Source organism: Saccharothrix hoggarensis (assembly GCF_052936025.1).
Map to the genome: position 1 here is coordinate 3,298,336 of NZ_CP193624.1, position 24,650 is coordinate 3,322,985.

At 72.5% G+C, this 24,650-nt stretch carries 25 protein-coding genes and 1 pseudogene; 16 read left to right on the forward strand and 10 right to left on the reverse strand.

All coding sequences use genetic code 11. From position 1 onward, the window contains the following. Positions 1–16: 16 nt before the first annotated feature. Positions 17–1,528 (reverse strand): diguanylate cyclase domain-containing protein, encoded by a 1,512-nt coding sequence (locus ACRAKH_RS15310; protein WP_380726435.1) that lies wholly within the window; start codon positions 1,526–1,528, stop codon positions 17–19. 59 nt (positions 1,529–1,587) lie between these two features. Here ACRAKH_RS15310 and ACRAKH_RS15315 point away from each other — a divergent pair, with 59 nt between their 5' ends. Next, positions 1,588–2,106, forward strand: coding sequence for a MarR family winged helix-turn-helix transcriptional regulator (locus tag ACRAKH_RS15315; RefSeq protein ID WP_380726433.1), 519 nt, complete (start codon positions 1,588–1,590; stop codon positions 2,104–2,106). Then, the gene (locus ACRAKH_RS15320; protein WP_380726431.1) at positions 2,025–2,411 is read left to right on the forward strand and encodes a DUF4360 domain-containing protein; all 387 of its coding nucleotides are present in this window, start codon (positions 2,025–2,027) and stop codon (positions 2,409–2,411) included. The genes ACRAKH_RS15315 and ACRAKH_RS15320 overlap by 82 nt, the downstream gene beginning before the upstream one ends. Here ACRAKH_RS15320 and ACRAKH_RS15325 read toward each other — a convergent pair. After that, positions 2,408–2,680 (reverse strand): hypothetical protein, encoded by a 273-nt coding sequence (locus ACRAKH_RS15325; RefSeq protein WP_447010000.1) that lies wholly within the window; start codon positions 2,678–2,680, stop codon positions 2,408–2,410. The genes ACRAKH_RS15320 and ACRAKH_RS15325 overlap by 4 nt on opposite strands. On the opposite strand from ACRAKH_RS15325, the pseudogene ACRAKH_RS15330 reads away from it, so the two are divergent. Then, positions 2,598–3,127 (forward strand): annotated as a pseudogene (locus ACRAKH_RS15330) (DUF4360 domain-containing protein). The gene ACRAKH_RS15325 and the pseudogene ACRAKH_RS15330 sit on opposite strands and share 83 nt — an antisense overlap. Positions 3,128–3,220: 93 nt before the next feature. Next, entirely contained in the window at positions 3,221–3,451 is a 231-nt protein-coding gene (locus ACRAKH_RS15335; protein WP_380726429.1) for a hypothetical protein, read from the forward strand. Between the two features lie 83 nt (positions 3,452–3,534). Here the strand turns inward: ACRAKH_RS15335 and ACRAKH_RS15340 are convergent, their stop codons facing one another. From ACRAKH_RS15340 to ACRAKH_RS15355, 4 genes are all read right to left on the reverse strand, one after another. After that, positions 3,535–4,986: a glutamate synthase subunit beta gene (locus ACRAKH_RS15340; protein WP_380726427.1), complete on the reverse strand. Its 1,452-nt coding sequence runs from the start codon at positions 4,984–4,986 to the stop codon at positions 3,535–3,537. After that, positions 4,979–9,499, reverse strand: coding sequence for a glutamate synthase large subunit (gltB, locus tag ACRAKH_RS15345; RefSeq protein ID WP_380726425.1), 4,521 nt, complete (start codon positions 9,497–9,499; stop codon positions 4,979–4,981). The genes ACRAKH_RS15340 and gltB overlap by 8 nt, the downstream gene beginning before the upstream one ends. 402 nt (positions 9,500–9,901) lie before the next feature. After that, the gene (locus tag ACRAKH_RS15350) at positions 9,902–10,114 is read right to left on the reverse strand and encodes a hypothetical protein (RefSeq protein WP_380726424.1); all 213 of its coding nucleotides are present in this window, start codon (positions 10,112–10,114) and stop codon (positions 9,902–9,904) included. A gap of 140 nt (positions 10,115–10,254) precedes the next feature. Further along, complete coding sequence (locus tag ACRAKH_RS15355) at positions 10,255–10,959, reverse strand: VIT1/CCC1 transporter family protein (protein ID WP_380726422.1); 705 nt, start codon at positions 10,957–10,959, stop codon at positions 10,255–10,257. 179 nt (positions 10,960–11,138) lie between these two features. Between ACRAKH_RS15355 and ACRAKH_RS15360 the strand changes: the two genes are divergently transcribed. Beyond that, positions 11,139–11,759: a peptidoglycan recognition protein family protein gene (locus ACRAKH_RS15360; protein WP_380726420.1), complete on the forward strand. Its 621-nt coding sequence runs from the start codon at positions 11,139–11,141 to the stop codon at positions 11,757–11,759. 148 nt (positions 11,760–11,907) lie between these two features. Here the strand turns inward: ACRAKH_RS15360 and ACRAKH_RS15365 are convergent, their stop codons facing one another. Together ACRAKH_RS15365 and ACRAKH_RS15370 are read right to left on the reverse strand one after the other, a co-directional pair. Continuing rightward, positions 11,908–12,450, reverse strand: coding sequence for a hypothetical protein (locus ACRAKH_RS15365; RefSeq protein WP_380726418.1), 543 nt, complete (start codon positions 12,448–12,450; stop codon positions 11,908–11,910). A 239-nt stretch (positions 12,451–12,689) separates the two neighbouring features. Next, a complete protein-coding gene (locus tag ACRAKH_RS15370; RefSeq protein ID WP_380730078.1) occupies positions 12,690–13,472 on the reverse strand; it encodes an SGNH/GDSL hydrolase family protein in 783 nt (260 codons plus the stop codon). 134 nt (positions 13,473–13,606) lie between these two features. Here ACRAKH_RS15370 and ACRAKH_RS15375 point away from each other — a divergent pair, with 134 nt between their 5' ends. The 4 genes from ACRAKH_RS15375 to ACRAKH_RS15390 all read left to right on the forward strand — a co-directional run bounded on the left by ACRAKH_RS15375 (position 13,607) and on the right by ACRAKH_RS15390 (position 17,149). After that, entirely contained in the window at positions 13,607–14,143 is a 537-nt protein-coding gene (locus tag ACRAKH_RS15375; protein ID WP_380730076.1) for a TetR/AcrR family transcriptional regulator, read from the forward strand. 48 nt (positions 14,144–14,191) lie between these two features. Next, on the forward strand, positions 14,192–14,872 hold the full coding sequence (locus ACRAKH_RS15380; RefSeq protein WP_380730074.1) for a response regulator transcription factor: 681 nt from the start codon (positions 14,192–14,194) through the stop codon (positions 14,870–14,872). After that, positions 14,869–16,152, forward strand: a complete 1,284-nt coding sequence (locus ACRAKH_RS15385; RefSeq protein ID WP_380730071.1) for a HAMP domain-containing sensor histidine kinase — start codon at positions 14,869–14,871, stop codon at positions 16,150–16,152. The genes ACRAKH_RS15380 and ACRAKH_RS15385 overlap by 4 nt, the downstream gene beginning before the upstream one ends. Positions 16,153–16,396: 244 nt before the next feature. Next, complete coding sequence (locus tag ACRAKH_RS15390) at positions 16,397–17,149, forward strand: CAP domain-containing protein (protein ID WP_447009893.1); 753 nt, start codon at positions 16,397–16,399, stop codon at positions 17,147–17,149. Here the strand turns inward: ACRAKH_RS15390 and ACRAKH_RS15395 are convergent. Continuing rightward, positions 17,131–17,622, reverse strand: coding sequence for an Lrp/AsnC family transcriptional regulator (locus tag ACRAKH_RS15395; RefSeq protein WP_380730290.1), 492 nt, complete (start codon positions 17,620–17,622; stop codon positions 17,131–17,133). The two genes, ACRAKH_RS15390 and ACRAKH_RS15395, sit on opposite strands and share 19 nt — an antisense overlap. A gap of 122 nt (positions 17,623–17,744) precedes the next feature. On the opposite strand from ACRAKH_RS15395, the gene pdhA reads away from it, so the two are divergent. From pdhA to ACRAKH_RS15430, 7 genes are read left to right on the forward strand one after another with little or no spacing between them, the layout of a single operon-like run. Then, a complete protein-coding gene (gene pdhA, locus ACRAKH_RS15400; protein WP_380730292.1) occupies positions 17,745–18,818 on the forward strand; it encodes a pyruvate dehydrogenase (acetyl-transferring) E1 component subunit alpha in 1,074 nt (357 codons plus the stop codon). Beyond that, complete coding sequence (locus ACRAKH_RS15405; RefSeq protein WP_380730295.1) at positions 18,815–19,864, forward strand: alpha-ketoacid dehydrogenase subunit beta; 1,050 nt, start codon at positions 18,815–18,817, stop codon at positions 19,862–19,864. Before pdhA ends, ACRAKH_RS15405 begins: the two co-directional genes overlap by 4 nt. After that, positions 19,857–21,365, forward strand: a complete 1,509-nt coding sequence (locus ACRAKH_RS15410; RefSeq protein ID WP_447009894.1) for a dihydrolipoamide acetyltransferase family protein — start codon at positions 19,857–19,859, stop codon at positions 21,363–21,365. Before ACRAKH_RS15405 ends, ACRAKH_RS15410 begins: the two co-directional genes overlap by 8 nt. Positions 21,366–21,374: 9 nt before the next feature. Beyond that, a complete protein-coding gene (locus ACRAKH_RS15415; protein WP_380729989.1) occupies positions 21,375–22,121 on the forward strand; it encodes a class I SAM-dependent methyltransferase in 747 nt (248 codons plus the stop codon). Next, entirely contained in the window at positions 22,118–22,615 is a 498-nt protein-coding gene (locus ACRAKH_RS15420; protein WP_380729991.1) for an HIT family protein, read from the forward strand. The genes ACRAKH_RS15415 and ACRAKH_RS15420 overlap by 4 nt, the downstream gene beginning before the upstream one ends. A gap of 5 nt (positions 22,616–22,620) precedes the next feature. Continuing rightward, entirely contained in the window at positions 22,621–23,184 is a 564-nt protein-coding gene (locus ACRAKH_RS15425; RefSeq protein ID WP_380729993.1) for a GNAT family N-acetyltransferase, read from the forward strand. 24 nt (positions 23,185–23,208) lie between these two features. Then, positions 23,209–23,460, forward strand: a complete 252-nt coding sequence (locus ACRAKH_RS15430) for a hypothetical protein (RefSeq protein WP_380729995.1) — start codon at positions 23,209–23,211, stop codon at positions 23,458–23,460. A 142-nt stretch (positions 23,461–23,602) separates the two neighbouring features. Here the strand turns inward: ACRAKH_RS15430 and ACRAKH_RS15435 are convergent, their stop codons facing one another. Beyond that, the gene (locus tag ACRAKH_RS15435) at positions 23,603–24,649 is read right to left on the reverse strand and encodes a GDSL-type esterase/lipase family protein (RefSeq protein WP_380729997.1); all 1,047 of its coding nucleotides are present in this window, start codon (positions 24,647–24,649) and stop codon (positions 23,603–23,605) included. Position 24,650 lies beyond the last annotated feature (1 nt).

Consider the following 24,650-nt stretch of genomic DNA (forward strand, 5'->3'; position numbering starts at 1 on the left):
GCAACCCGTGTCACTCCTACGGGTGGATGACCAGACCCCGGCCGCCGTCGCGCTTGGCCTCGTACATGGCCTTGTCGGCGCGTTTGAGCACGGACTGGGCGGTGGCCTCGGGGTCGTGGTTCGCGCAGATCACCACGCCGACGGACGCGCTGATCTCCTCGCCGAGCGTGTCGAGGATGCGGAACGCCACCTGCTCGGGCTCCTCCACGCCCTGGACGAGGACGCCGAACTCGTCGCCGCCGAGCCGGGCCACCACGTCGGTGTCGCGGACGCACTGCCGCAGCCGCTGGGCGACCTGTTCGAGCATCGCGTCGCCGTGCGCGTGGCCGGAGGCGTCGTTGACCGCCTTGAAGTCGTCGAGGTCGACGAACAGCAGCCCGAACGGCGTGCCGTCGCGGTGGTGCTCGGTCAGCGCGTCGTCCAGCCTGCGCTCGAACACGGCCCGGTTGGCCAGCCCGGTGAGCGGGTCGTGGTGCGCCTGGTGCGTCAACGTGCGTTCGGAGTCCCGCAACAGCAGGACCAGCTTGGTGTTGTCCACGAGGGTGACGAGCTGCCGCAGGATGACCGCGACGAACACGGTGAAGCCGCAGGCGATCTCGACCCCGTCCAACGGCCGCAGGTCGCCGATGAGCGTGCGGCGCAGCACGAGCACCGTGCTGACCAGCAGCGGGACGTACGGCATCAGCAGGTAGGCCCACTGCCAGGACCGGCGGTTGCGGGTGGACCCGGCCAGCGCGCCCGGCGGCGGCGCGAGCGCGGCCAGCGCGATCAGCGCCGGACCGACCACGAAACCCGCGTTGGCGAGCGGCGGCACCTCGGGCGCCTGGATGCTGACCAGGTAGGCGAAGGCGAAGTCGGACGCGGCGAGGCACACCAGGCCGAGCCCGAGCAGCCGCAGCTGGGGGCGCAGCACGACCTTCCGGTCCGCGCTCAGCACCACCACGATGACCAGCAGCGCGAGGTCGGTCACGGGGTAGGCGATGGCCACCAGGAACGCCGCCGTGCTGGGGTTGCCCGCGGCGACGAGCCCGCCGAGCGACGTCGTCCACGTGAGCACGAACAGCGACCCGACGACGATCAGGCCGTCCAGCAGCAGCACCAGGCGAGCGCTGCGGGACCGGCGGTCCAGCAGGGCGTCGGGCGACTCGGAGCGGCGGAAGTTGCCGATGACCAGCAGCGCGACGAACGCGCACGGGACGATGCTCAGGTACCCGGCGTCCGCGGGCGACGGCGACGGCACGGCCCGCCGCTCGACCAACTGGTACCACGTCCACAGGGCCTGGCCGGTGGACCAGCCGGCCATGCCGAGGCCCATCGCGTACCGCCAGCGCCGGTCCGGGCCCGTGGCGCGGCGCGCCGTCCACCAGCAGCAGCCCGTGGCGAACAGGCCCGTGGCGAGCTGGGCCAGGTCGTCCAGCACGACGGCGGCCTCGCCCTTGACCACGTCGAAGCTCGCGGCCACGGACGCGGCGGTGGCGAGCACCAGCACGACCGAGGCCGTGGTGGCGAACCGCCTCGTCCCGATCACGCCGGCCAGTGTGCCGCATTCGGGTCCCGTCGGCCGGGTCGCCCTGCGAGGATCGGCGGGTGGCAGAGCACGAGGTTCCCGTCGCCGACGACGTGGTGACGGAGCACGACTACGAGCGCTTCGCGCGGCACCGGATCGCGGAACTGGGCGGCAACGCCGACGCGTTCGGCCTCTCCTACAACGTGCTGCACCTGGCCTACATGATGATCACCGACTACGAGGCGCTGGTGCACCGCGAGCAGGGCTGGACCATGCCCGGGTTCCGGTTGATGTTCAAGCTGTGGATCCTCGGCCCGACGCAGCCCGCGCGGTTGGCGGACCTGACCGGCACGACCCGGTCGGCGATGTCGAACCTGATCAACACCCTGGAGCGGGCCGGGCTGGTGGAGCGGACCAGGGACGGCCAGGACCGGCGGGTGGTGTTCGTGGCGCTCACCGACGCGGGGCGCGCCGCCGTGTCGGGGGTCTTCCCGCACCAGAACGGGCGCGAGGCGCGGTGGTTCGAGGTGCTGGACGACGACGAGCGCGAGGTGCTCGTGCGGCTGATCCGACGAGTGGTCGCCGCCCGGCCCAACTAGCACGCCGCTCCCGCGTCTTCTTTCGGCATTGTCGCGAATTCAACGAACGCGCGGTCCGGAAGTGGGATGACACCGCGCGCCGGGCCCACACGTTCAACGGCCCGTACAGCGACAACTGGCAGGCCACCGATTCCACGGACTGGTCCGCCATCGTCTACGCGCCGTGCGGGGAACAGCGGATGCTGAACATCAACACCGAACTCCGGGTCACCGCGGGGACGTCCGCCGGCACGAGCTTCATGGTGATGGATTCGACCGACAGCAACGTGAGCACGACGTACCACTTCTCGTGGAAGCGCTGCTAGCCGCTCACGGGCGACGGTCGACCGGCCCCTGATCTGCGTAATTCGCCGCCGATTTCCGTTCGAGGACGAGTCGGAAGGTGCTCCATGTTCAATTTCGTGGTGGCCGCCAGCATGGCGGCGGCGATCGTCATCCCGCCCGGCGGCGCGCCGAACAGCACACCCCCGCCGGACCACATGACCATCGACGTGGTGACCGTCAACGGATCGGGCTGCCCGGCCGGCACCGCCGCGGTGGCGGTGTCACCGGACAACAAGGCGTTCACCGTCACCTACAGCCAGTTCATGGCGCAGGTCGGTGTCGGGGCGCTGCCCACCGACTTCCGGAAGAACTGCCAGCTCAACCTGAGGCTGAACATCCCGCAGGGGTTCACCTACGGCATCGCGCAGGCCGACTACCGCGGCTTGCGCACCTGGAGCGGGGCGCGACCGGTCTGGAACGGGCGAACTACTACTTCCAGGGCATGTCGCCGACGGCGTACCAGAACCACACCTACGCCGGTCCGCTCAGCGACGACTGGCAGGCGACCGACACCACCGAACTGGCCGCGATCGTCTACCACCCGTGCGGTGAACAGCGCCTGTTCAACATCAACACCGAGTTGCGGGTGAACGCGGGCACGTCCGACCCGACGACGACCACGAGCTTCATGTCGATGGACTCCACGGACGGCAGCGTCGAGACGACGTACCACTTCGCCTGGAAGACCTGCCCGTAGGCGACCGGCTCCGGTGACCGGACCCCGGTGGGCGGCGGGCCCCCGCCCACCGGGGCCGACCGGACCGGACCCGGCGCGCACGAGCGGTGCGGTGTGACGAACGACGTCCCCGCACCGCTTGACCTGGTGCCGAACCTCAAGGCGGTGCTGCTGCTGGGGGTCGTCGCCCGCGACGAGTGGAACCGTCCGGGACCCACGGCCGCGCTGGGCCGCCGCGTCCCGGTGATCACGGCGCCGATGCCGAGCCCGATGGGCCTGCGGCACGCCGGGGCGTCGGACCGCGTGCGAGAGGCGTTCGACCGGCTCGCGGAGGCGCTGGGCTGACGAACCGCGTGGCCGGACGACGTTGGCCGGCCACGCGGGGTAGGGGGTCCCAGGGCGCACGTCGTTGTGCGCCCCGGGACGGCTCACACGAGCGGCCGGTCGGTCGGCTCGATCGGCCGCGGCAGGACGTGCCTGCCGGTCAGGTAGGCGTCCACGCCGGCGGCGGCCGAGCGGCCCTCCGCGATGGCCCACACGATCAACGACTGGCCGCGTCCCATGTCGCCGGCCACGAACACGCCGTCGACGGAGGTGGCGAACGAGTCGTCGCGGGCGACGTTGCCCCGCGGGTCCAGGTCGACGCCCAGGTCGGTGACGAGGCCGTCCTTCTCCGGGCCGACGAAGCCCATCGCCAACGTCACCAGCTGCGCCGGGATCTCCCGCTCGGTGCCCGGCACCGGCTCGAACCGGCCACCGGACGCCTGGACCTCGACCAGCTTCAGCGCGCGCACCGCGCCCTCGTCGTCACCGAGGAACTCCACGGTGGAGACCGAGTACAGGCGCTCGCCGCCCTCCTCGTGGGCCGACGTCACCCGGTACAGCATCGGGTACGTCGGCCACGGGTTGGCCTCGGCGCGCTTCTCCGGCGGCCGGGGCATGATCTCCAGCTGCGTCACCGACAGCGCGCCCTGGCGGTGAGCGGTGCCCACGCAGTCCGCGCCGGTGTCGCCGCCGCCGATCACGACGACGTGCTTGCCCTCGGCGGTGATCGGCGGCACGTCCAGCTCGCCGCGCGCCACCTTGTTCGCCCACGGCAGGTACTCCATCGCCTGGTGCACGCCGGACAGCTCCCGACCCGGCACGGGCAGGTCACGCCACGCCGTCGCGCCGCCCGCGAGGACCACCGCGTCGTAGGACTCCCGCAGCTCCTCGACCGTGACGTCGACGCCGACGTTCACGCCCGTCCGGAACTCGGTGCCCTCGGCCCGCATCTGGTCGAGCCGGCGGTCCAGCCGCCACTTCTCCATCTTGAACTCGGGGATGCCGTACCGCAGCAACCCGCCGATGGCGTCGGCCCGCTCCAGCACCACCACGTCGTGGCCGGCGCGGGTCAGCTGCTGCGCGGCGGCCAGGCCCGCGGGCCCGGAGCCGACCACGGCGACCTTGCGGCCGGTGCGCGTCGCGGGCGGCTGCGGCGTCACCCAGCCCTCGTCCCAGGCCCGGTCGATGATCGAGATCTCGACCCGCTTGATGGTGACGGGATCGCCGTTGATCCCCACCACGCACGCGGCCTCGCACGGAGCCGGGCACAACGTCCCCGTGAACTCGGGGAAGTTGTTTGTGGCGTGCAGGCGTTCCGACGCCAGCCGCCAGTCCTCCTTCCACACCAGGTTGTTCCAGTCGGGGATCAGGTTCCCGAGCGGACAGCCCTGGTGGCAGAACGGGATGCCGCAGTCCATGCACCGGCCGGCCTGCTTCTCCAGCTTGGGCCGCTCGAACTCCTCGTAGACCTCGCGCCAGTCGCGCAGGCGCAGGAACACGGGACGGCTGCGGGGGGTCTCACGCTCGGTGGTGAGGAACCCACGAGGGTCAGCCATGAGACGCCTCCATGATCGCTTCGTTGACGTCCCGGCCCTCCAGCTCGGCCCGGGCCTGTGCCGCCAGGACCCGCTTGTAGTCCTTCGGCATGACCTTGGTGAACCGCTCCACCGCCAGGTCCCAGTCGGCGAGCAGCGCGTGCGCCACCGCCGAGTCGGTCTCCAGGTAGTGCTTCTCCACCGCGCCGCGCAGGAACTCGCGGTCCGCGTCGGCCAACGGGTCGAGGTCCACCATCTCGGGGTTGACCCGCGGCACGGCCGCGTCCAGCACGTAGGCGATGCCGCCGGACATGCCCGCGGCGAAGTTGCGCCCGGTCGGGCCGAGCACGACCACCCGACCGCCGGTCATGTACTCGCACCCGTGGTCGCCCACGCCCTCGACGACGGCCAGCGCGCCCGAGTTGCGCACGCAGAACCGCTCGCCGACCTTGCCGCGCAGGAAGATCTCGCCGCCGGTCGCGCCGTAGCCGATCACGTTGCCCGCGATGATGTGCTGCTCGGCGGCGAACTGCGCGTCGGGCACCGGCCGGATGACGATCCGCCCGCCGGACAGGCCCTTGGCCACGTAGTCGTTGCCGTCGCCGATGAGCCGCAACGTGATGCCGCGCGGCAGGAACGCGCCGAACGACTGGCCCGCCGTGCCGGTGAACGTGATGTCGATGGTGTCGTCGGGCAGGCCCTCGCCGCCCCACCGCTTGGTCACCTCCGAGCCGAGCATGGTGCCGACGGTGCGGTTCACGTTGCGCACCGGCAGTTCCAGCCGCACCCGGTCACCGGACGCGATCGCGCCCTCGGCGAGCTGGATCAGCGTGTTGTCCAGCGCCTTGTCCAGCCCGTGGTCCTGGGCCACGACCTGGTGCCGCGCCGCGCCTTCCGGCAGCTCCGGCACGTGGAAGATCGGCGAGAGGTCGAGCCCGGCCGCCTTCCAGTGGTCCACGGCCGCCCGCGTGTCGAGCAGGTCCGCGTGCCCGACGGCCTCGGCCAGGGTGCGGAAACCGAGCTGCGCCAACAGCTCCCGCACCTCCTGCGCGACGAACTCGAAGAAGTTCACCACGTGCTCGGCCTTGCCCGCGAACTTCGCCCGCAGCACCGGGTTCTGCGTGGCCACGCCGACCGGGCAGGTGTCCAGGTGGCAGACCCGCATCATGATGCAGCCCGACACGACCAGGGGAGCGGTGGCGAAGCCGAACTCCTCCGCGCCGAGCAGCGCCGCGATCACCACGTCCCGCCCGGTCTTCAGCTGGCCGTCGGTCTGCACCACGATCCGGTCGCGCAACCGGTTGGCCAGCAACGTCTGCTGCGTCTCGGCCAGGCCCAGCTCCCACGGACCGCCCGCGTGCTTGATGGACGACAGGGGAGAGGCTCCGGTGCCGCCGTCGTGGCCCGAGATCAGCACGACGTCCGCGTGCGCCTTGGAGACGCCCGCCGCGACCGTGCCGACGCCGACCTCGGAGACGAGCTTCACGTGGATGCGCGCCGCCGGGTTGGCGTTCTTCAAGTCGTGGATCAGCTGGGCCAGGTCCTCGATCGAGTAGATGTCGTGGTGCGGCGGCGGCGAGATCAGGCCGACGCCGGGCGTGGAGTGCCGGGTCTTGGCGATCCACGGGTACACCTTCGCGCCGGGCAGCTGGCCGCCCTCGCCGGGCTTCGCGCCCTGCGCCATCTTGATCTGGATGTCGTCCGCGTTGACCAGGTACTCGCTCGTCACGCCGAACCGGCCCGACGCCACCTGCTTGATCGCCGAACGGCGGGAGTCGCCGTTGGCGTCGGGGGTGAACCGCTCGGCGTCCTCGCCGCCCTCGCCGGTGTTGGACTTCGCGCCCAGCCGGTTCATCGCGATCGCCAGCACCTCGTGCATCTCCTGCGAGATGGACCCGTAGGAGATGGCGCCGGTGGCGAACCGCTTCACGATGGACGAGACCGGCTCGACCTCCTCGATCGGCACCGGCTCGCGCACGCCCTCCTTGAACGCGAACAGCCCGCGCAGCGTCAACAGCCGCTTGGCCTGCTCGTCCACCGCGCGCGTGTACTCCTTGAAGATGTCGTAGCGCCCGGTGCGGGTGGAGTGCTGGAGCTTGAACACGGTCTGCGGGTTGAACAGGTGCGCCTCGCCCTCGCGGCGCCACTGGTAGTCGCCGCCGACCTCCAGCTCCCGGTGGTGCGGCCGCAGGCCGTCGGGCGGGAACGCCGTCCGGTGCCGCCGCGCGACCTCCTCGGCGATGACGTCGAAGCCGACGCCGCCGAGCCGCGAGGTGGTGCCGGTGAAGCAGGAGTCCACCACCTCGTCGCCGAGGCCGATCGCCTCGAAGATCTGCGCGCCGGTGTAGGACGCGACGGTCGAGACGCCCATCTTGGACATCGTCTTGCGGACGCCCTTGCCCAGCGCCTTGATCAGGTTGCGGGTGGCGACCTCCGGCTCGACGTCGGCCAGCTCCTCCACCGACGCCATGGCCAGGTAGGGGTTCACCGCCTTCGCGCCGTAGCCGATGAGCAGCGCGATGTGGTGCACCTCGCGCGCGTCGCCCGCCTCCACGATCAGGTCGACCTGGGTGCGGGTCTTCTCGCGCACGAGGTGGTGGTGCACCGCGCCGGTGAGCAGCAGCGACGGGATCGGCGCGTGGGTCGCGTCCACGCCCCGGTCCGACAGCACGACCAGCCGCGCGCCGTCCTCGATGGCCTGCGACACCTCGGCCCGGATCTCGTCCAGCCGGCGCACCAGCGCCTCGCCGCCGCCCGCGACCTCGTACAGGCCGCGCACGGTGAAGGTGCGGAACTCCGGCAGGGTGCCGTCGTCGTCCACGTGGACGAGCTTGGCCAGCTCGTCGTTGTCCAGCACCGGGAACGGCAGCGAGATCCGCCGGCACGACGACGCGTCCGCGCTCAGCAGGTTCGGCTCCGCGCCGAGCGTGGCGTGCAGCGAGGTCACCAGCTCCTCGCGGATCGCGTCCAGCGGCGGGTTGGTCACCTGGGCGAACAGCTGGGTGAAGTAGTCGAACAGCTGCCGCGGGCGGTCCGACAGCGGCGCGAACGGGGCGTCGTTGCCCATGGAGCCGATCGGCTCCGCGCCGGTGCGCGCCATCGGGTTGAGCAGGAGGGCCATCTCCTCCTCGGTGTAGCCGAACGCCTGCTGACGACGCACGAGGGACGAGTGCGTCGGCACCTCGCGCTCGCGCGCGGGCAGGTCCGCCAGGTGCAGGATGCCCTCGGCCACCCACTCCTGGTACGGGTGCTCGGCCGCGAGCTGACCCTTGATCTCCTCGTCGTCGATGATCCGCCCCTGGGCGGTGTCGACGAGGAACATCCGGCCCGGCTCCAGCCGGCCCTTGCGCACGATCGTGGCCGGGTCGAACTCCAGCACGCCCGCCTCGCTGCCGAGCACGACCAGGCCGTCCTCGGTGACCCAGTACCGGGCCGGGCGCAGGCCGTTGCGGTCCAGCACCGCGCCGATCAGCGTGCCGTCGGTGAACGACACCAGCGCCGGGCCGTCCCACGGCTCCATGAGCGTGGAGTGGAACTCGTAGAACGCGCGCCGTTGCGCGTCCATCTCGGCGTGGTTCTCCCACGCCTCGGGGATCATCATCAGCACCGCGTGCGGCAGGCTGCGCCCGCCGAGGTGCAGCAGCTCCAGCACCTCGTCGAACGTCGCCGAGTCGCTCGCGCCGCGGGTGATGACCGGGAACACCCGGGACAGGTCGCCGGGGATGAGGTCGGTGGCGAGGACCGACTCGCGCGCGTCCATCCAGTTGCGGTTGCCGCGCAGGGTGTTGATCTCGCCGTTGTGCGCCACGTACCGGTACGGGTGGGCCAGCGGCCACGACGGGAACGTGTTGGTGGAGAACCGGGAGTGCACCAGGCCGATGGAGCTCGTCACCCGCTCGTCGGTGAGGTCGGGGAAGAACTTCTCCACCTGCGGCTCGGTGAGCATGCCCTTGTAGACGATGGTGCGCCCGGACAGGCTCGGGAAGTACACGTCCGTGGCGTGCTCGACGCGCTTGCGGACGACGAAGGCCAGCCGCTCCAGCTCCAGGCCGTCCGGGGCCGCTCCGCCGGGGCGGGGTCCCTCGGGACCGGCGAGGAAGAGCTGGCTGAACGCGGGCATGGTGGTCTTCGCGGTGGGGCCGACGTGGTCGGCGTCCACCGGGAGTTCGCGCCAGCCGAGGACGGTGGCGCCCTCCTCGCGGGCGATGCGCTCGATCTCGGCCTTGACCTCGTCCTGGCCCTCGTGCGGGAGGAACGCGGTGCCGACCGCGTAGCCGCCCGGCTCGGGCAGCGGGAAGCCGACGACCTCGCGGTAGAACGCGTCGGGCACCTGGATCAGGATGCCCGCGCCGTCGCCGGTGTCCGGCTCGGCGCCACGCGCGCCCCGGTGCTCGAGGTTGCGCAAGGCCACCAAGGCCTGGCTCACGATCGCGTGATTTCTGCGACCGGCCAGGTCTGCGACGAACGCGACGCCACAGGCGTCGTGCTCGTACTGCGGGTCGTAGAGGCCGCCTCGCGGCTGGTGGTGGGTCACAACGGGCCCTCCCGTGGCGTCGTCTGTTCGCCCTCGTCTTTTGGGCAAACGGATGCGGCCGAACGCCCCGCGCGCGGCTTTACGCGGACAGCTCGGCCTGCTGGTACTGGCTGTGGATCCACGCCCGAGAGATCGTCGGCGTGGGACCGCACTCCGTTGTGCGGGACAACTGCACTTCCTTGTGCGCGCTCCCGGCGACCGGATGGGGTCGTCGAGGTGGCGCTGAGCGGTGCACCGGGGTTGCCGGGGTCTTGTGACGATAGTGTGAATTCGCGGTTATGGCTCTAGTCCGAGAGGGCGTCGTGGTGAATCACACCACTACTTGACGCCGTTCCGACCAGCGAGGTAGGGCTGGTCGGCCTAGAGTTTCGGCGAGTTCTATCGCTTCAGTGCAGTCTGAAATCAGCCTTTGGCGCGTCGGGAAGCTCTCAGGCAGCCGGCGGCGACGAGGAGGCACAAGCCCGCCACGGCGGTCTGCCACCACGCCGCCTCGCTCACCGCGACGATGACGTTCACGCCCGCCACCAGCGCGAACAGCGCCGCGAGGAGGGTCCAGACCCGGCGTTCGGCCTTCTCGTCGCGGGGGAACAGGACGAAGGTGGGCGGGTGCGTCACGGCGGAGACCTCCAGTCCGGGCTTGTCGCGCTCAACGGTGACAAGTCGGCTGCGGGTACCCGCACATTGCGTAGTCCACACCTTCGGGTGGTGACTTTTTTCGGACGGCTACGGAGGGTGTGCGCGCTCCGTGACTTCGGTCAGCCGACCGCTACGCCGAACAGGAGACCGACGTAGTACGTGACGACCATCGTGAGGCTGCCGACGACGACGTTCCGCCGCACCGCCCGGCCCACGCGGCTCGACCCGAGCCTGGCGCTGACCACCCCCGTCAGCGCCAGGCCCACCAGCACGGCCAGCGCGCACGCCCACACCCGCCAGGCCGTCGGCGGCAGCACGATGGCGACCAGCGGGATCACCGCGCCCGCCGCGAACGCCACCAGCGACGCCCACGCGGCCTGCCACGGGCTGGTCAGGTTGTCCGGGTCGATCTGGAGCTCGGCCTCGGCGTGGGCGCGCAGCGCGTCCTGCTCGGTCAGCTCGCGCGCCACCTTCGCGGCCAGGTCCTCGGACAGGCCCTTGTCCTGGTAGATGCCCGCCAGCTCGCGCTCCTCCTCCTCGGGCATCTCCCGCAGTTCGCGCTCCTCCAGCCGGAGCGCGGCGCGCTCGGTGTCCCGCTGGGTGCTGACGGAGACGTACTCGCCGCCCGCCATCGACAGCGAGCCCGCGACGAGCCCGGCGACCCCCGCGGCGAGGATGGTGGTGCGGTCCGCGGTCGCGCCCGCGACGCCGACGACGAGTCCCGCCGTCGAGACGATGCCGTCGTTCGCGCCGAGGACACCGGCGCGCAGCCAGTTGAGCCGGCCGGAGAGGTCGTCGCGGTGCGGTTCGCCGGGGTGCGTCATGACCGCGATCGAACCACCACTCGGCCATCGGGTGGAGTCCGCCACGCGAACGGGTGAGAGGCTGGACAGGGGGCCGGTGTCGGACGGTGAGCGGCCCGTGATCGGCCCCGGGGGTGACGAATCGGTGGCCGCGCGCGGGTTCCCTGTGATCAACTCCTGGACGGCGGAACGGGGGAGCGGTGGTCAGCAGGCGCGCGGTGTTGCTCGGGGCGGGCGCGGTGGTCGGGTTGGGCGCGTCGACGCTGCCGCCCCGACCCGCCCGGCGGCGGGTCGAGCCGTGCGCCGAGTGGGGCGCCCTGCCGCCCGCCGACCGGCCGGTGAGGGTGGACCGGAAGCCGGTGCGCCTCCTGATCCACCACACGGCCACCGAGAACGTGGCGGACGGGTCGCGGCGGCACGCGCACGAGCTGGCCAGGTTCTTCCAGCGCCTGCACGTGGGCCACGGGTGGGGCGACACCGGCCAGCACTTCACCGTCACGCGGGGCGGCGTGGTGCTGGAGGGGCGGCACGGGAGCCTGGACGCGCTGCTCGCGGGCGACCGGATGGTCGAGGGCGCGCACGCGTTCGGGCAGAACCGGAACTCGATCGGCATCGAGAACGAGGGCACGTACGTCGACGGGACGCCGCCCGCCGCGCAGTGGGACGCCCTGGTGTGGCTGTGCGCGGTGGTCTGCCGCCAGTACGGCATCCCGCCCCGGGAGATCCACGGCCACCGGGACTTCTGGGACGGCACGGTGTGCCCCGGCGACGCGTTCCACGCGCTGCTGCCGAGGCTGCGGGCCGAGGTCGCGCTGGCCTAGCGGCCGGCTCGTGCGGGTTGGCCGGGTTGCCTGGGCCGGCTGGGTCGGCCGAGTTGACCGAGTTGGGCGGGTCGCCCGAGTTGGACGAGTTGGGTGGGTCGGCGGCACGGGCTCGCCGGCGTCACCTCACACGTCGAAGTTTGTTCCGCTAGCCGGTCTCCACGATGCGCCACTGCGGCCCGCCGACCCAGGTCGCCTCCAGCCGTGACCGGTGGCCGGGGCCGGTGAACTCGACCACGACGGCGTCCGCGGGCTGCTCGACGGTGGCCGCGAAGCCCTGGCGCGGCGTGGCGGAGATGGGGTCGATCCCGCTGCGCGAGAAGCGGATCGCGGCCACGCCGCCGTGCAGGCGGAAGCTGCGCAGGTACACCGGCTCGCCGTCCTGCTCGGTCCACGTGCCCGCCTCGGACGGGAGGGGCGGCGGTGTGGTGGTAGTGGTCGTGGTGGTGGCGACCGCCGTCGTGGTCGGGGCGGCCGTCGCGACCACCGCCACCGTCGTCGTGGTGGTCGGGGCGACCGTGGTCGTCGTGGTGGTGGTGCGGATCGCGGATGACTGCGTGGGCCCCGCGACGACGCGAGGACGTTCGGGGACGCCCGCGTCGAGCACGAACCGGATGCCCAGCCAGGACAGCGCCACCGCGACCGCCGTCGACGCCGACCACGCGGCGAGGTACTGCAGGCCCCTGGTCACGCGGTCATCCTGCCGGCGGGCCCGTGGGCGCGAACCCCTGGCCGGGCGGCGTGGACGACGGGCATGGGCGGCGGGCGCGGTCAGGCGGCGGGGCCGGGTGGCGTGGCGGGCGGTGTGGCCGGGCGGCGTGGACGGCGGGCATGGGCGGCGGGTGTGGCCAGGCGGTGTGGACGGGTGGCGTGGACGGGTGGCGTGGACGGGTGGCGTGGACGGGAGCCCACGCCACCCGGCCGGGCCGGTCAGCCGGTGACGCCGTTGAGCAGCGCCAGGTAGCCCTGGCTGTAGCCGGTGGCGTTGGGGTGGAACGACTCCGCCAGCCGGAACAGCGAGAACTGGTTGATCCACGGCGACCGGCCGCAGGCGCCGTGGCCCGCGAAGTGGGCGCGGGCGTCGACGTACCGGACGCCGGCGGCCGCGGCCCGGGCGGAGATCACCTCGTGCAGGGCGTCCGCGCCCCGGTTCAGGGCGGTGCGCTTGGTGGTGTTGAGGCACGTGCCGGTCGGTTCGACCAGCCTCGGGTAGCCCAGGACGATCACGGTGGCGTTCGGGGCGCGGTCGCGGATGGTGGCGTAGGTGGTGTCGAGCCGCGCGGGCAACGTGGTGCGGGCGGCCGCGATCCCGTTGTCGACGGCGTTGACGCAGCTGCTGTCGCTGCCGGTGACGCAGGTGATCATCGTGTTGGCGAAGCCGACGTCGTTGCCCCCGATGGTGATCGTGACCTGGTCGGTGCCCGCGTCGAGCGCGGCGAACTGGTCGGTCATGCTCTGCGTGGTGCCACCGCCGCAGGCGGCGTACTTGAACGACGACACGGCGTGGGTGTCCGCCCAGAGCTGGGCGTAGCCGCGCGGGCTGCGGAAGCACGAGCCGCTGACGTACGGCGGCGCGCCCGTCCCGGAGGAGTACGAGTCGCCGAGGGCGACGTAGTCGACGGGGGCCGCGGCTCGCGCCCCGGTCGAGGTGAGCATGACGGCCAGGGCGGCGGGCAGCACCGCGCACACGACCTTCAGAAGACGTCCGCGCACGTCCGGTCCTTCCTCGGAGATCACTGGGGTGAAGGCGGCAGGTCGCCGACGTTACGAAGGCGTTCCGAGGGATCACAGACGGTGCTATTCTCGTTACTTGCGAGTAACCTGGACCGCTTCGCCGGGGTGCCGCCATGACCGTTCCGCGCCGCAGCGACGCCCTGAGGAACCGGGCGTCGATCATCCGCGTGGCCGAGGAGCTGGTGGTCCGGGGCACGACCCCGTCGCTGGCGCAGGTCGCCCGGCTCGCCGGCCTCGGCCAGGCGACGGTGTACCGGCACTTCCCCGACCGCCGCGCCCTGCTGCTGGCCGTGGCGCGGCGGCACCTGGGCGTGCTGGCGGAGGCGGCCGAGCGCAACGCCCACGACCCCGCCGCGTTCCGCGCGCTGCTGGGCGCCGTCATGGCGTACCAGGTGTCGATGCGCCCGCTGGTCGACGAGCTGCGCCGGTTCCCCGAGCCCGACCAGCGTGGGCACGTGCGCCGGCTGCTGGACGCGTTGCGCGGCCCGTTCGCCCTGTCCCAGGCGGCGGGCCACCTCCGCGGCGGCGTCGTGCTGGACGACGTGGTCGTCGTGCTGACGATGCTGCAGGCGGCCGTCGACTCGACCCCCGACCCTCGGCGCGCGATCCCCGTGCTGCTGGACGGGTTGTTCCACCCGGAGCCGCGCTGAGGTCCCCGTGCGATCACGCGCCCACCGGGCCGCGTTACCGTGCCCGCCATGGTCTCGGTGCTGCTCGTCGAGGACGACCCGGTGGTGCGGTCGGCGGTGACGCGGGCGTTGACCGGGCTGGGGCACGCCGTCCTGCCCGTCGGCACCGCGCTGGAGGCGCTGCGGGAGATCACCGGCGGCGGGTTCGACCTCGTCGTGCTCGACCTCGGGCTGCCCGACATGGACGGCGCGGACGCGCTGCGGATGATGCGCGGCGTGTGCGACGTGCCCGTCATCGTCGCCACCGCCCGCGACGACGAGAGCGAGATCGTCCGGCTCCTCAACGCGGGCGCCGACGACTACCTCGTGAAGCCGTTCTCCAGCGAGCACCTGGCCGCGCGGCTGTCCGCCGTGCTGCGGCGGGCGCGCAAGGAACCCGCGCCCGCGCCGTTCCGGATCGGCCGGCTCACCGTCGACCTCGACCGCCGCGAGGCCCGGCTCGACGGCCGCGAGCTGAACCTGACCCGCAAGGAGTTCGACCTCCTCGCCTACCTCGCCGCCCGCGAGGGCAAGGTGGTGCCGCGCGCCGAGCTGCTCGCCAACCTGTGGAACCTGCCCGGCCGGCACGACGACCAGACGCTCGACGTGCACCTGTCCTGGCTGCGCCGCAAGCTCGGCGAACGGGCCGCCCAGCCCCGCTACCTGCACACCGTGCGCGGTGTCGGGTTCAAGCTCACGGCGGCCGAGTGAGGAGGTCGCTCGCGCTCGTCTCGCTCGCCGTCACGTCGATGGTGGCGCTGGCGTTCCTGATCCCGCTGGCCCTGGTGGTGCGGCAGCTCGCCGAGGACCGGGCGCTGACCGACGCCGAACGCCTCGCGGGCGCGCTCACACCGGTCCTGGTGATCACCGGCGACCCGGCGTCCGTCGGTCAGGCCCTCGCCAGCACGACCGCCGGCCGCCTCGCGGTGCACCTGGCGGACGGCGGGGTCGTCGGGGTGCCGATGGCCACCGAGGACCAGCTCCGGGCCGCACGCGAGCAGGGCCGGGCGTCCACCGAGCGCGTCGCGTCCGGGTTCGTGCACCTCCAGCCCGTGCTGCTGCCCGAGGACCGGGTGGCGGTGGTGGAGGCGTACGTGCCGGAGTCGGAGCTGTCCCGCGGCGTCACCCAGGCGTGGCTCGCGCTCAGCGGCGTCGCGGTCGTCCTGGTGCTCGGTTCGGTGCTCGTCGCGGACCGCCTCGGCGCGCGGGTCGTGAAATCCGCCGCCGCGTTGGCCGAGGGCGCGCGCAAAATGGGCCAGGGCGATCTCACGACCAGGGTGACGCCCAGTGGTCCGCCGGAATTGCTGGACGCGGGCGGCGCGTTCAACCGGATGGCCGATCGGATCGGCCAGCTGCTGGCCAACGAACGCGAACTGCTGGCCGACCTGTCGCACCGGCTGCGCACCCCGCTCACCGCGTTGCGGCTCGATTCGGAAACGCTCGGCCAGGACCCCAACGCCAATCGCGTCCGGCAGGCCGTGCACGCGCTCGAACGCGAGGTCAACGAACTCGTCCGGGCCGCCCGCCGGGAACTGGACGACCCCGACGGCGGCCGGTGCGACGCCGCCCAGGTCGTGCACGACCGGCTGGTGTTCTGGTCCGCCCTCGCCGACGACCAGCAGCGGCTGTGGAACCTGCGCGGCACCGAGCGGCGGGCGATCGTCCCGCTGACCCGCAGCGACCTGGCCGCGGCCATGGACGCCGTGCTGGGCAACGTCTTCCGGCACACGCCCGAGGGGGTCGGGTTCGTGGTGGCGCTGTTCCACCAGCCCGACCGGGTGGTGGTCGTGGTGGAGGACGCCGGGCCGGGCATCGAGGACCTGGAAGCGGCGTTGCGGCGGGGGAGCAGCGGCTCGGGCTCGACCGGCCTCGGACTGGACATCGCCCGCCGGGCCGCCGAGTCCACCGGCGGCTCCCTCACCGTCGACCGGGGACCGCTGGGCGGCACGCGGGTCCGGCTGCGGCTCGGCCTGGCCGAGGAGCGAGCCTGACACCGGGCGCCTTTTCCGCGCCTGATGCCAAGTTTAAATGTTCCTTAAATAAGTCGATGTTGACAGTTGTGGAATACCGGATAAAGTCATTCCTGGAATTCGGGTCGACCGCAGCGCTCTCCCCCTTGCCAGGTTCGACCGGTTCCCCGTTCGGTGCGGCGACCGCAGCACGCTTACCCTGCGAAGAAGCGCGCATGCGGTCGCCGTGCCCGAATACCGCCGAATGCAGATTGAGGTTTTTCGCGTGTCGCGCAAGAGCAGTGTGAGTGGTGTGCTGCCGGTCGTCGTCCTCGCCGGGCTCGCCCTGGCCGGGTGCGAGCACCCCGACGGGACGGCCCTGATCACGGCGACCGCCACCACCACGGTCCGCACCACGTCGCACGCCGACGCCTGGGCCGCGCCGACCACCGCGCCGGACCTGGCGGGCACGACGTCCGCGGGGGGCACGACGTCCGCGGGGGGCACGACCACCCCGCCGTCCTCCCCGCCGGCCGCGCCCCCGGTGTCCACCTCCGCCGCGGCGCCGGCCCCGCGGACCTCGGCGAAGCCGCCCGCTCCCGCGCCGGCTCCCAAGCCCGCCCCCGCGCCCGCGCCTGCCGTGCCGACGAAGACCGACGTCGAACTGGCCGAGGCGAAGGTGGTCGAGCTGACCAACGCCGAGCGCGCCGCCCACGGCTGCCCGGCCCTCGCCGCCGACGACCGGCTGGCCGCCGCCGCCCGCGCGCACAGCGCCGACATGGCCGCCCAGGACTACTTCGACCACGTGTCCAAGGACGGGCGGTCCTTCGTGGACCGGGTCAAGGCCGCCGGCTACCCGCAGCCGGGCGCCGAGAACATCGCCGCGGGCCAGCGCACCCCCGAGGCCGTCGTGAAGGGCTGGATGGACTCACCCGGCCACCGGGCGAACATCCTGAACTGCAAGCTCAAGGCGTTGGGCGCGGGCATGGCGCGCGGCGGCTCCTACGGCGTCTACTGGACTCAGAACTTCGGCTGGTGACCGTCGCGGTCGTGACCGCCCGCGGGCAGCTCGTCGAGGATCAGCACGGTGTGGCTGGACGTCACGTCCGGCATCGTCTGCAACCGGGAGAGCACCAGGTCGCGCAGGCTGTGGGCGTCGGGCGCCCGCACCAGGAGCACCAGGTCGTAGTCGCCGGACACCAGCGCGCCGTGCCACACCTCGGGGATCTCCATGACCCGCTGCCGCACGGCCTTCCACGAGTGCTGGCTGATCTTGAGGTAGACGTAGGCGGAGATGCCGAAGCCGTAGCGCTCCGGGTCGACGACCGCCGCGTACCCCGTGATGACGCCGTCGCGGTGCAGCCGCTCGACCCGCGAGTACGCGCTCGCGCGCGAGATGTGCAGCTTCTCCGCGAGCGCCCGCATGGACATCCTGCCGTCCGCCCGCAGCTCCTCCACGACGCGCCGGTCGAGCGCGTCGAGCGGTGCCGAATGTCCAGCCCGTGCCGTCATGTGGCCGACGATAACCCGTCTGCGGGCCAATCGTCCGGATTCGAGGCCCGGATCTGGAACTTTGGCCGCTGTGACGCGGACCATGCCCTCCATCTCGTCACATGAGACACCCGGAGGAGCCCATGGCCCGCACCCGCGCGCCCGAGCGGACGTTGCTGCCCAGCGACGAACCGCTGTCGCTGCTGCGCAAGGACGGTTCGCCGGTGGACGACTCGCCACTGGCCATGCCCGACGACGACGTGCTGGTGGAGCTGCACCGGCGGATGGTCGTCGGCCGCCGCTTCGACACCCAGGCCACCGCGCTGACCAAGCAGGGCCGGCTCGCCGTCTACCCGTCGTCACGAGGGCAGGAGGCGTGCGAGGTCGGCTCGGTGCTCGCGCTGCGCCCCGACGACTGGCTGTTCCCGACCTACCGCGATTCGGTCGCGCTCGTCACCCGGGGCGTCGACCCGGCCGAGACGCTGACCCTCCTCCAGGGCGGCTGGCACCTCGGGTACGACCCGTACGAGCACCGCGTCGGCCCCCAGTGCACCCCGCTGGCGACCAACACGCTGCACGCGGTCGGCTTCGCGCACGCGGCCCGGTTGAAGGGCGAGGACACGGCGGCGCTGGTGCTGCTGGGCGACGGCGCCACGTCCGAGGGCGACACGCACGAGGCGCTGAACTTCGCCGGCGTGTGGCAGGCGCCCGTGGTGTTCCTGGTGCAGAACAACGGTTACGCGATCAGCGTGCCCATGTCGAAGCAGAACGCCGCGCCGTCGTTGGCGCACAAGGGCATCGGGTACGGCGTGCCGTCCGTGCTGGTGGACGGCAACGACGCGGCCGCCGTGTACGCGGTCGTGCGCGAGGCGCTGGCGGCCGGCGGGCCGACGTTGATCGAGGCCCTGACCTACCGGATCGAGGCGCACACCAACGCCGACGACGCCACCCGCTACCGCACGTCCGACGAGGTCGCGTCCTGGCTGGACCGCGACCCGGTCGACCGGCTGGAGGCGTACCTGGCGTCGCGCGGGCTGCTGGACAACGCGCGGCGCGCGGCGGTGGCGGCCGAGGCGGAGGAGTTCGCGGCGTCCGTGCGGGCGAAGATGAACGCCGACTTCGTGCCGTCGCCCGACGAGCTGTTCGAGCACGTCTACGCGACCATGCCGCGCCACCTGCGGGAGCAGGCGGCGGCGCTGCGGGAGGAACTGGCATGACGGCGACGTCCGAGGTCACGGGGGAGCCGGAGGCGGCTGCGGTGGCCCAGGTTTCGATGGCGGGCGCGTTGAACCGGGCGTTGGCCGACGCCCTGGCCGCCGACCCGACCGTGCTGGTGTTCGGCGAGGACGTCGGCCCGCTCGGCGGCGTGTTCCGGGTGACCGACGGGCTGGCCGCGCGGTTCGGCGACGACCGGGTGTTCGACACGCCGCTCGCCGAGTCCGGCATCGTCGGCACGGCCATCGGCATGGCCATGAACGGCCTGCGGCCCGTGGTGGAGATGCAGTTCGACGCGTTCGCCTACCCGGCGTTCGAGCAGATCACCAGCCACCTGGCGAAGCTGCGCAACCGCACCCGCGGCCGGGTGGAGCTGCCCGTGGTGATCCGCGTGCCGTACGGCGGCGGGATCGGCGGCGTCGAGCACCACTGCGACTCGTCGGAGGCGTACTACACGCACACGCCGGGGCTGCGGGTCGTCACGCCCGGAACGCCGGACGACGCGTACCGGTTGTTGCGCGACTCCATCGACTCACCCGACCCGGTGATCTTCCTGGAGCCGAAGCGGCGGTACTGGACGAAGGGCGACCTCGCGGTCGGTTCAACACCTGCGATCGGGTTCGACCGGGCGTTGGTGCGGCGCGCCGGGAAGGACGTCACGCTCATCGCCTACGGACCCATGGTCGCGACCGCGCTGGAGACGGCCGACGCGGCGGCGGAGGAGGGCTGGGACGTCGAGGTGGTGGACCTCCGGTCGCTGTCGCCGTTCGACGACGAGACCGTGTGCGCGTCGGTCCGCCGGACCGGCCGGGCGGTGGTCGTGCACGAGGCGTCCGGGTTCGGCGGGTACGGCGCGGAGGTCGTCGCGCGGGTGACCGAGCGGTGCTTCCACCACCTGCACGCGCCCGTGCTGCGGGTGACCGGGTTCGACATCCCCTACCCGCCGCCGAAGCTGGAGGAGCACCACCTGCCGAGCGTCGACCGCATCCTGGACGCGATCGACCGGCTGCAGTGGGACGACGAGGTCGTGGAGGCCTACGGTGCCTGACTTCCGGCTGCCCGACCTGGGCGAGGGGTTGACCGAGGGCGAGATCGTCACCTGGCTCGTGTCGGTGGGGGACCACGTGTCCATCGACCAGCCCGTGGTGGAGGTCGAGACGGCGAAGGCCGTGGTCGAGGTGCCGTGCCCGTACGAGGGCGTGGTGAGCGCGCGGTTCGGCGAGCCGGGGGAGAAGCTGGCCGTCGGCTCGGTGCTGCTGTCGGTCGGCGCGCCCGAGGCCACTTCGGAGGGGTCGGGCAACGTCCTGATCGGCTACGGCACGTCCGACACCCCGCGCCGACGCCGTCCGCGCCGGTCCGGCGGTCAGCGGGTGCCGCACCCGGACACCGCTCGCCGCCCCGCGCCGATCCCCGCCGCCCGCACCGCGCCCAACGGCACCGTGCCCGCCGCCGCACCGGCCGGTCATGCGGACACCGCGCTCAACGGCACCGCGCCCGCTTCGGCTGGTGCCGTGCCGGTCGGTTCGGTCGCGCCCGCTGAGGCCGCTGCCGTTTCGGTCGGCTCGGTCGCGTCCGCCGGTGCCGCTCCGCTCGCCTCGGCTGCGCCTGCCGAAGCCGGGGGCAGTGCCGGTTCCGTCGTGCCCGTTGGTCCGAGTGGCGCGCCGGCTCCGGCGGTCATCTCGCCGTTGGTGAGGCGGCTGGCGCGGGAGAACGGACTCTCGCTCGACCGGGTGACCGGGACCGGGCCGGGCGGTGTCATCCGGCGTGCGGACGTGGAACGGGAACTGGCCGCGCTCGCCGCCCCGACTGCTGCGCCGACTGCGGCCCCAACCGCCGCCCCGACCGCTGTGCCGACCCCCGCACCGTCCGCCGAGCCCGCGGCCGGGCGGCGCATCCCGTTGCGAGGGCTGCGGGGTGCGGTGGCGGAGAAGTTGGCCACCTCGCGTCGCGAGATCCCCGAGGCGACCGTGTGGGTGGACGTCGACGCGACGGAGTTCCTGGCCGCACGGGCCGCCCTGCCGTCGGTGTCGCTGCTCGCGCTGCTGGCCCGGTTCACCGTGCTGGGGCTGAAGAAGTTCCCCGAGCTGAACTCGCGGGTCGAGGGCGACGAGATCGTGGTGCTCGACCAGGTGAACCTCGGGTTCGCCGCGCAGACCGACCGCGGCCTCGTCGTGCCGGTGGTGCGCGACGCGCAGTCGTTGACCACGGCCGAGCTGGCGTCCGCGATCGCCGCGCACACGGCGTCGGCCCGCGAGGGCAGGTTGTCGCCCGCCGCGCTGACCGGCGGCACGTTCACGGTCAACAACTACGGCGTGTTCGGTGTGGACGGCTCGGCCGCGATCATCAACCACCCGGAGGCGGCGATCCTGGGCATCGGCCGCATCATCGACCGGCCGTGGGCCGTGGACGGGCAGCTCGCCGTGCGCAAGGTCGCGCAGCTGACCCTGGCCTTCGACCACCGGGTGTGCGACGGCGGCACGGCGGGCGGGTTCCTGCGGTTCGTCGCCGACTGCGTCGAGTCTCCGATCAAGGCCCTGGCCGATCTATAGATTGGCCGGGTGACCTTCGACGGCGGGATGCGGCGGTGGCGGGAGTACCAGCGGACACCGTGGGGACGGTTGCGCTACTCGCAGGCCGAGGCCAACCTGGCCCGCCACCTGCCGCCCGCGCCGGCGAAGGTGCTCGACCTGGCCGGCGGTGACGGTGCGGACGCGCTCCGACCGGCCCGGCGCGGCCACGACGTGACGGTGGTCGACCGGTCCGCCGAGATGCCGGCCGAGGCGGAGCGCGCGTTCGCCGCCGAAGACCTGCCGGTGCGGCTGGTGGAGGCCGACCTGACGCGGCTGCCCGCCTTGCCGGGCGGGTACGACGTGGTGCCGGCGCACAACGTCGTCCAGTACCTGGCCGACCCGGCCGACGTCCTGCGCACGGCCGTGTCGCTCGCCGTGCCGGGCGGCGTGGTGTCGGTGATCGCGATCAACCGCAGCTCCGAGCCGTTGCAGCAGGCGACCCTGGCACTCGACCCGGCCGGCGCGCCGGCCGCCCTCGACACCGACCAGGCGCGCACGCGGACGTTCGACACGACCCTCACCCTGTTCACGGCCGACCAGGTCGTCGGGTGGCTCGACGGGTGCGAGGTGGTCGGCCACTACGGCATCTGCGCCGTCACCGGCTACATCGCCGACAACTCCCGCAAGCACGACCCGGAGTTCTTCGCCGACCTCGAACGCCTGGAGCCGGCCTTGGCCGACCGCATGCCGTACCCGCTGATCGCCCGCTTCTTCCACCTGGTCGGCCGCCGATGACCCGCGTCGGCTGGGACGAGGAGTCCTACCTGGAGCTGGTGCGCCGGGCGTGCTTCGTCTGCGAGCTGCTGGCCGGCAACCCCGACTACCCGCACCACGTGGCCCACCGCGACGAGCGCGCCGTGGTGTTCCTCAGCAAGTTCCCGTTCATGTGGGGGCACCTGCTGGTCGCGCCCGTCGAGCACCGCGAACACGTCATCGGCGACTTCCCGCCGGCCGACTACCTCGCGTTGCAGCGGGTCCTCCACGCCGCCGGCACCGCGCTGACCGCCGTCGTCCCCACCGAGCGCCTGTACGTGCTGAGCCTCGGCAGCCAGCAGGGCAACCGGCACGCGCACTGGCACCTGGCGCCCCTGCCTCCCGGCGTGCCGTACGAGGAGCAGCAGTTCGCCGCGTTCTCGGCCGAGCGGGGGCCCTACCGGTTCCCCGACCGGGACCTCGCCGGGCTGGCCGCGGAACTCGGACGACGGCTGCGCGCGATCCTCGTAGATTGACCGGTGTGACGAAGCCCGACTACCCCATTCGGACCGCACGCCTCACCCTGCGCCCGTTCACCCCCGACGACCACGCCGCGCTGCACTCGTGGCAGTCGCGGCCGGACGTCGTGCGGCACCTCTACGGCGGGCCCAGGAGCCCCGAGGAGACGACCGAGAGCCTGGCGCTGAAGGCGTCCGTGACGTGGCCGGAGAAGGAGGGCGACCACCTCGCACTGGCCGTGGAGAAGGACGGCGTGGTGATCGGCGAGGCGGTGCTGAAGTGGCTCAGCGAGGAGCACCGGCAGGGCGAGGTGGGCTACATCTTCCACCCCGACCACCACGGCAACGGCTACGCCACCGAAGCCGCCGCCGCCATGCTGGACCTCGGCTTCACCCACCTCGGCCTGCACCGGATCGTGGCGTCGTGCGACGCGTTCAACGAGCCGTCGTGGCGGGTGATGGAGCGCCTCGGCATGCGCCGCGAGGCACACTTCCGGCACAACGAGTTCTTCAAGGGAGCGTGGGGCGAGGCGCTGATCTACGCGATTCTGGAGGACGAGTGGCGCCGGATGGCCGACGCTCGGTGAGGCCGCGCGGTGGATGATGTCCCGATGCGGAGGTTCACGGAGGACAACGGCGCGTACGAGCGCTGGTTGGCGGACAACCAGGACCAGTACGTCGTCAACGCGGAACGGAGCCTGAACCCGAACAACCTCTTCCTGCACCGCGCCTCCTGCGCCACGATCAACGGGACACCGAGCCGCGGTGTCAGGTGGATCGGCAGCTACGTGAAGTTCGGCGGCACCCGCGCGGAACTGGAAACCGAACACCCGACCGCCCGCGCCTGCGGGCGGTGCCTATGACCGCATACCCCCGGCGCGTGGCGGGGCATGCCCGACGCACGTCGAACCGGTTGGTCCGGTAGGTACGTCGCGGGTGGCACCCCGGTCGGCGCGACGCGCGGCCACCCGGCCTCGCCGAGGCTCACAGCCGACGGGGAGGCGGTCAGTCCCTCGGACCGACGACGGCGGTGAGGTTGCCGTCGTCCCCGGCGACGCACGACGCCTCCCGCGCCGTCGTGGTCAGGAACTCCGTCATGCACCGGCCGAACTGCTCGTACCCGCGCGCGTTGGGGTGGAACGACTCCTGCAGCGCGTGCCGGGCCCGCGCCTCGTCGCGCAACCCGTCGAAGTCGACGGTGAGCCGGGTGAACCACTCCTCCTCCGGCTTCTTGCCGCCCATGCACGCCTCGCGCCCGTCACCCGCCCGCGACAGGTCGAGGAACCGCGCCTCCACGGACTTCGCCGCCTTGCGCAAGCCCTCCGACAGCTGGTCGACCGCCTCCTCGCGCACCCACTCCAGGTCACCCGTCCGCAGCGGGCAGCCGGCGAGGTTCTGCAGGTCGAACGGCAGGCCGGGGGCGACCGGGGCGGCGTACGACTGGAGCACCAGCGTGTACGAGCGGGGCGTGTAGCCCTCGTCCTGCAACACCCGGCGCACGTCGCGCAACGCCCGCTCCACCTTGGGCGTCATCCGCTCCACGCGGGCCTTCCACTCGTCCGCCATCGCCTTGGCGCAGTCGGTGCGGCGCTCGATCCACGCCCGCAGGCACGCGCCGAGCACGTCGGCGAACCTCGGGTCGTCGTTCGCGCCGACCGCGACCACGACCACCGACACCCGGTACTCGCGCGCGATCGCGGCCAGCTGCCTGGCCTGCGAGCCCTCCGTGTTGCGCACCTGGTCGGTGATGCCGACCTGCTCCGAGTTCGCGCCCGAGCAGGCCAGGTTGAACACCTCGTCGACGCCGTCGACCCGTGTCTTGTGGACGGACGCCTTCAGCGACCGGTGGCACCAGTTGCCGTTCTCGCCGTCCGTGCCGGGCTCGTACGTGCCCGCGCCCTCACCGGCCATCGTGCTGTCGCCCAACGCCACGAGGGCGCGCGGCGCGTCGCGTTTCGGACCGGGCAACGAGGGGTACGGCGAGTCGCTGACCACCAGCAGGAGGGCAAGCAGCGGGAACACCAGGGCGACGGCCACGAATCGACGCAACATC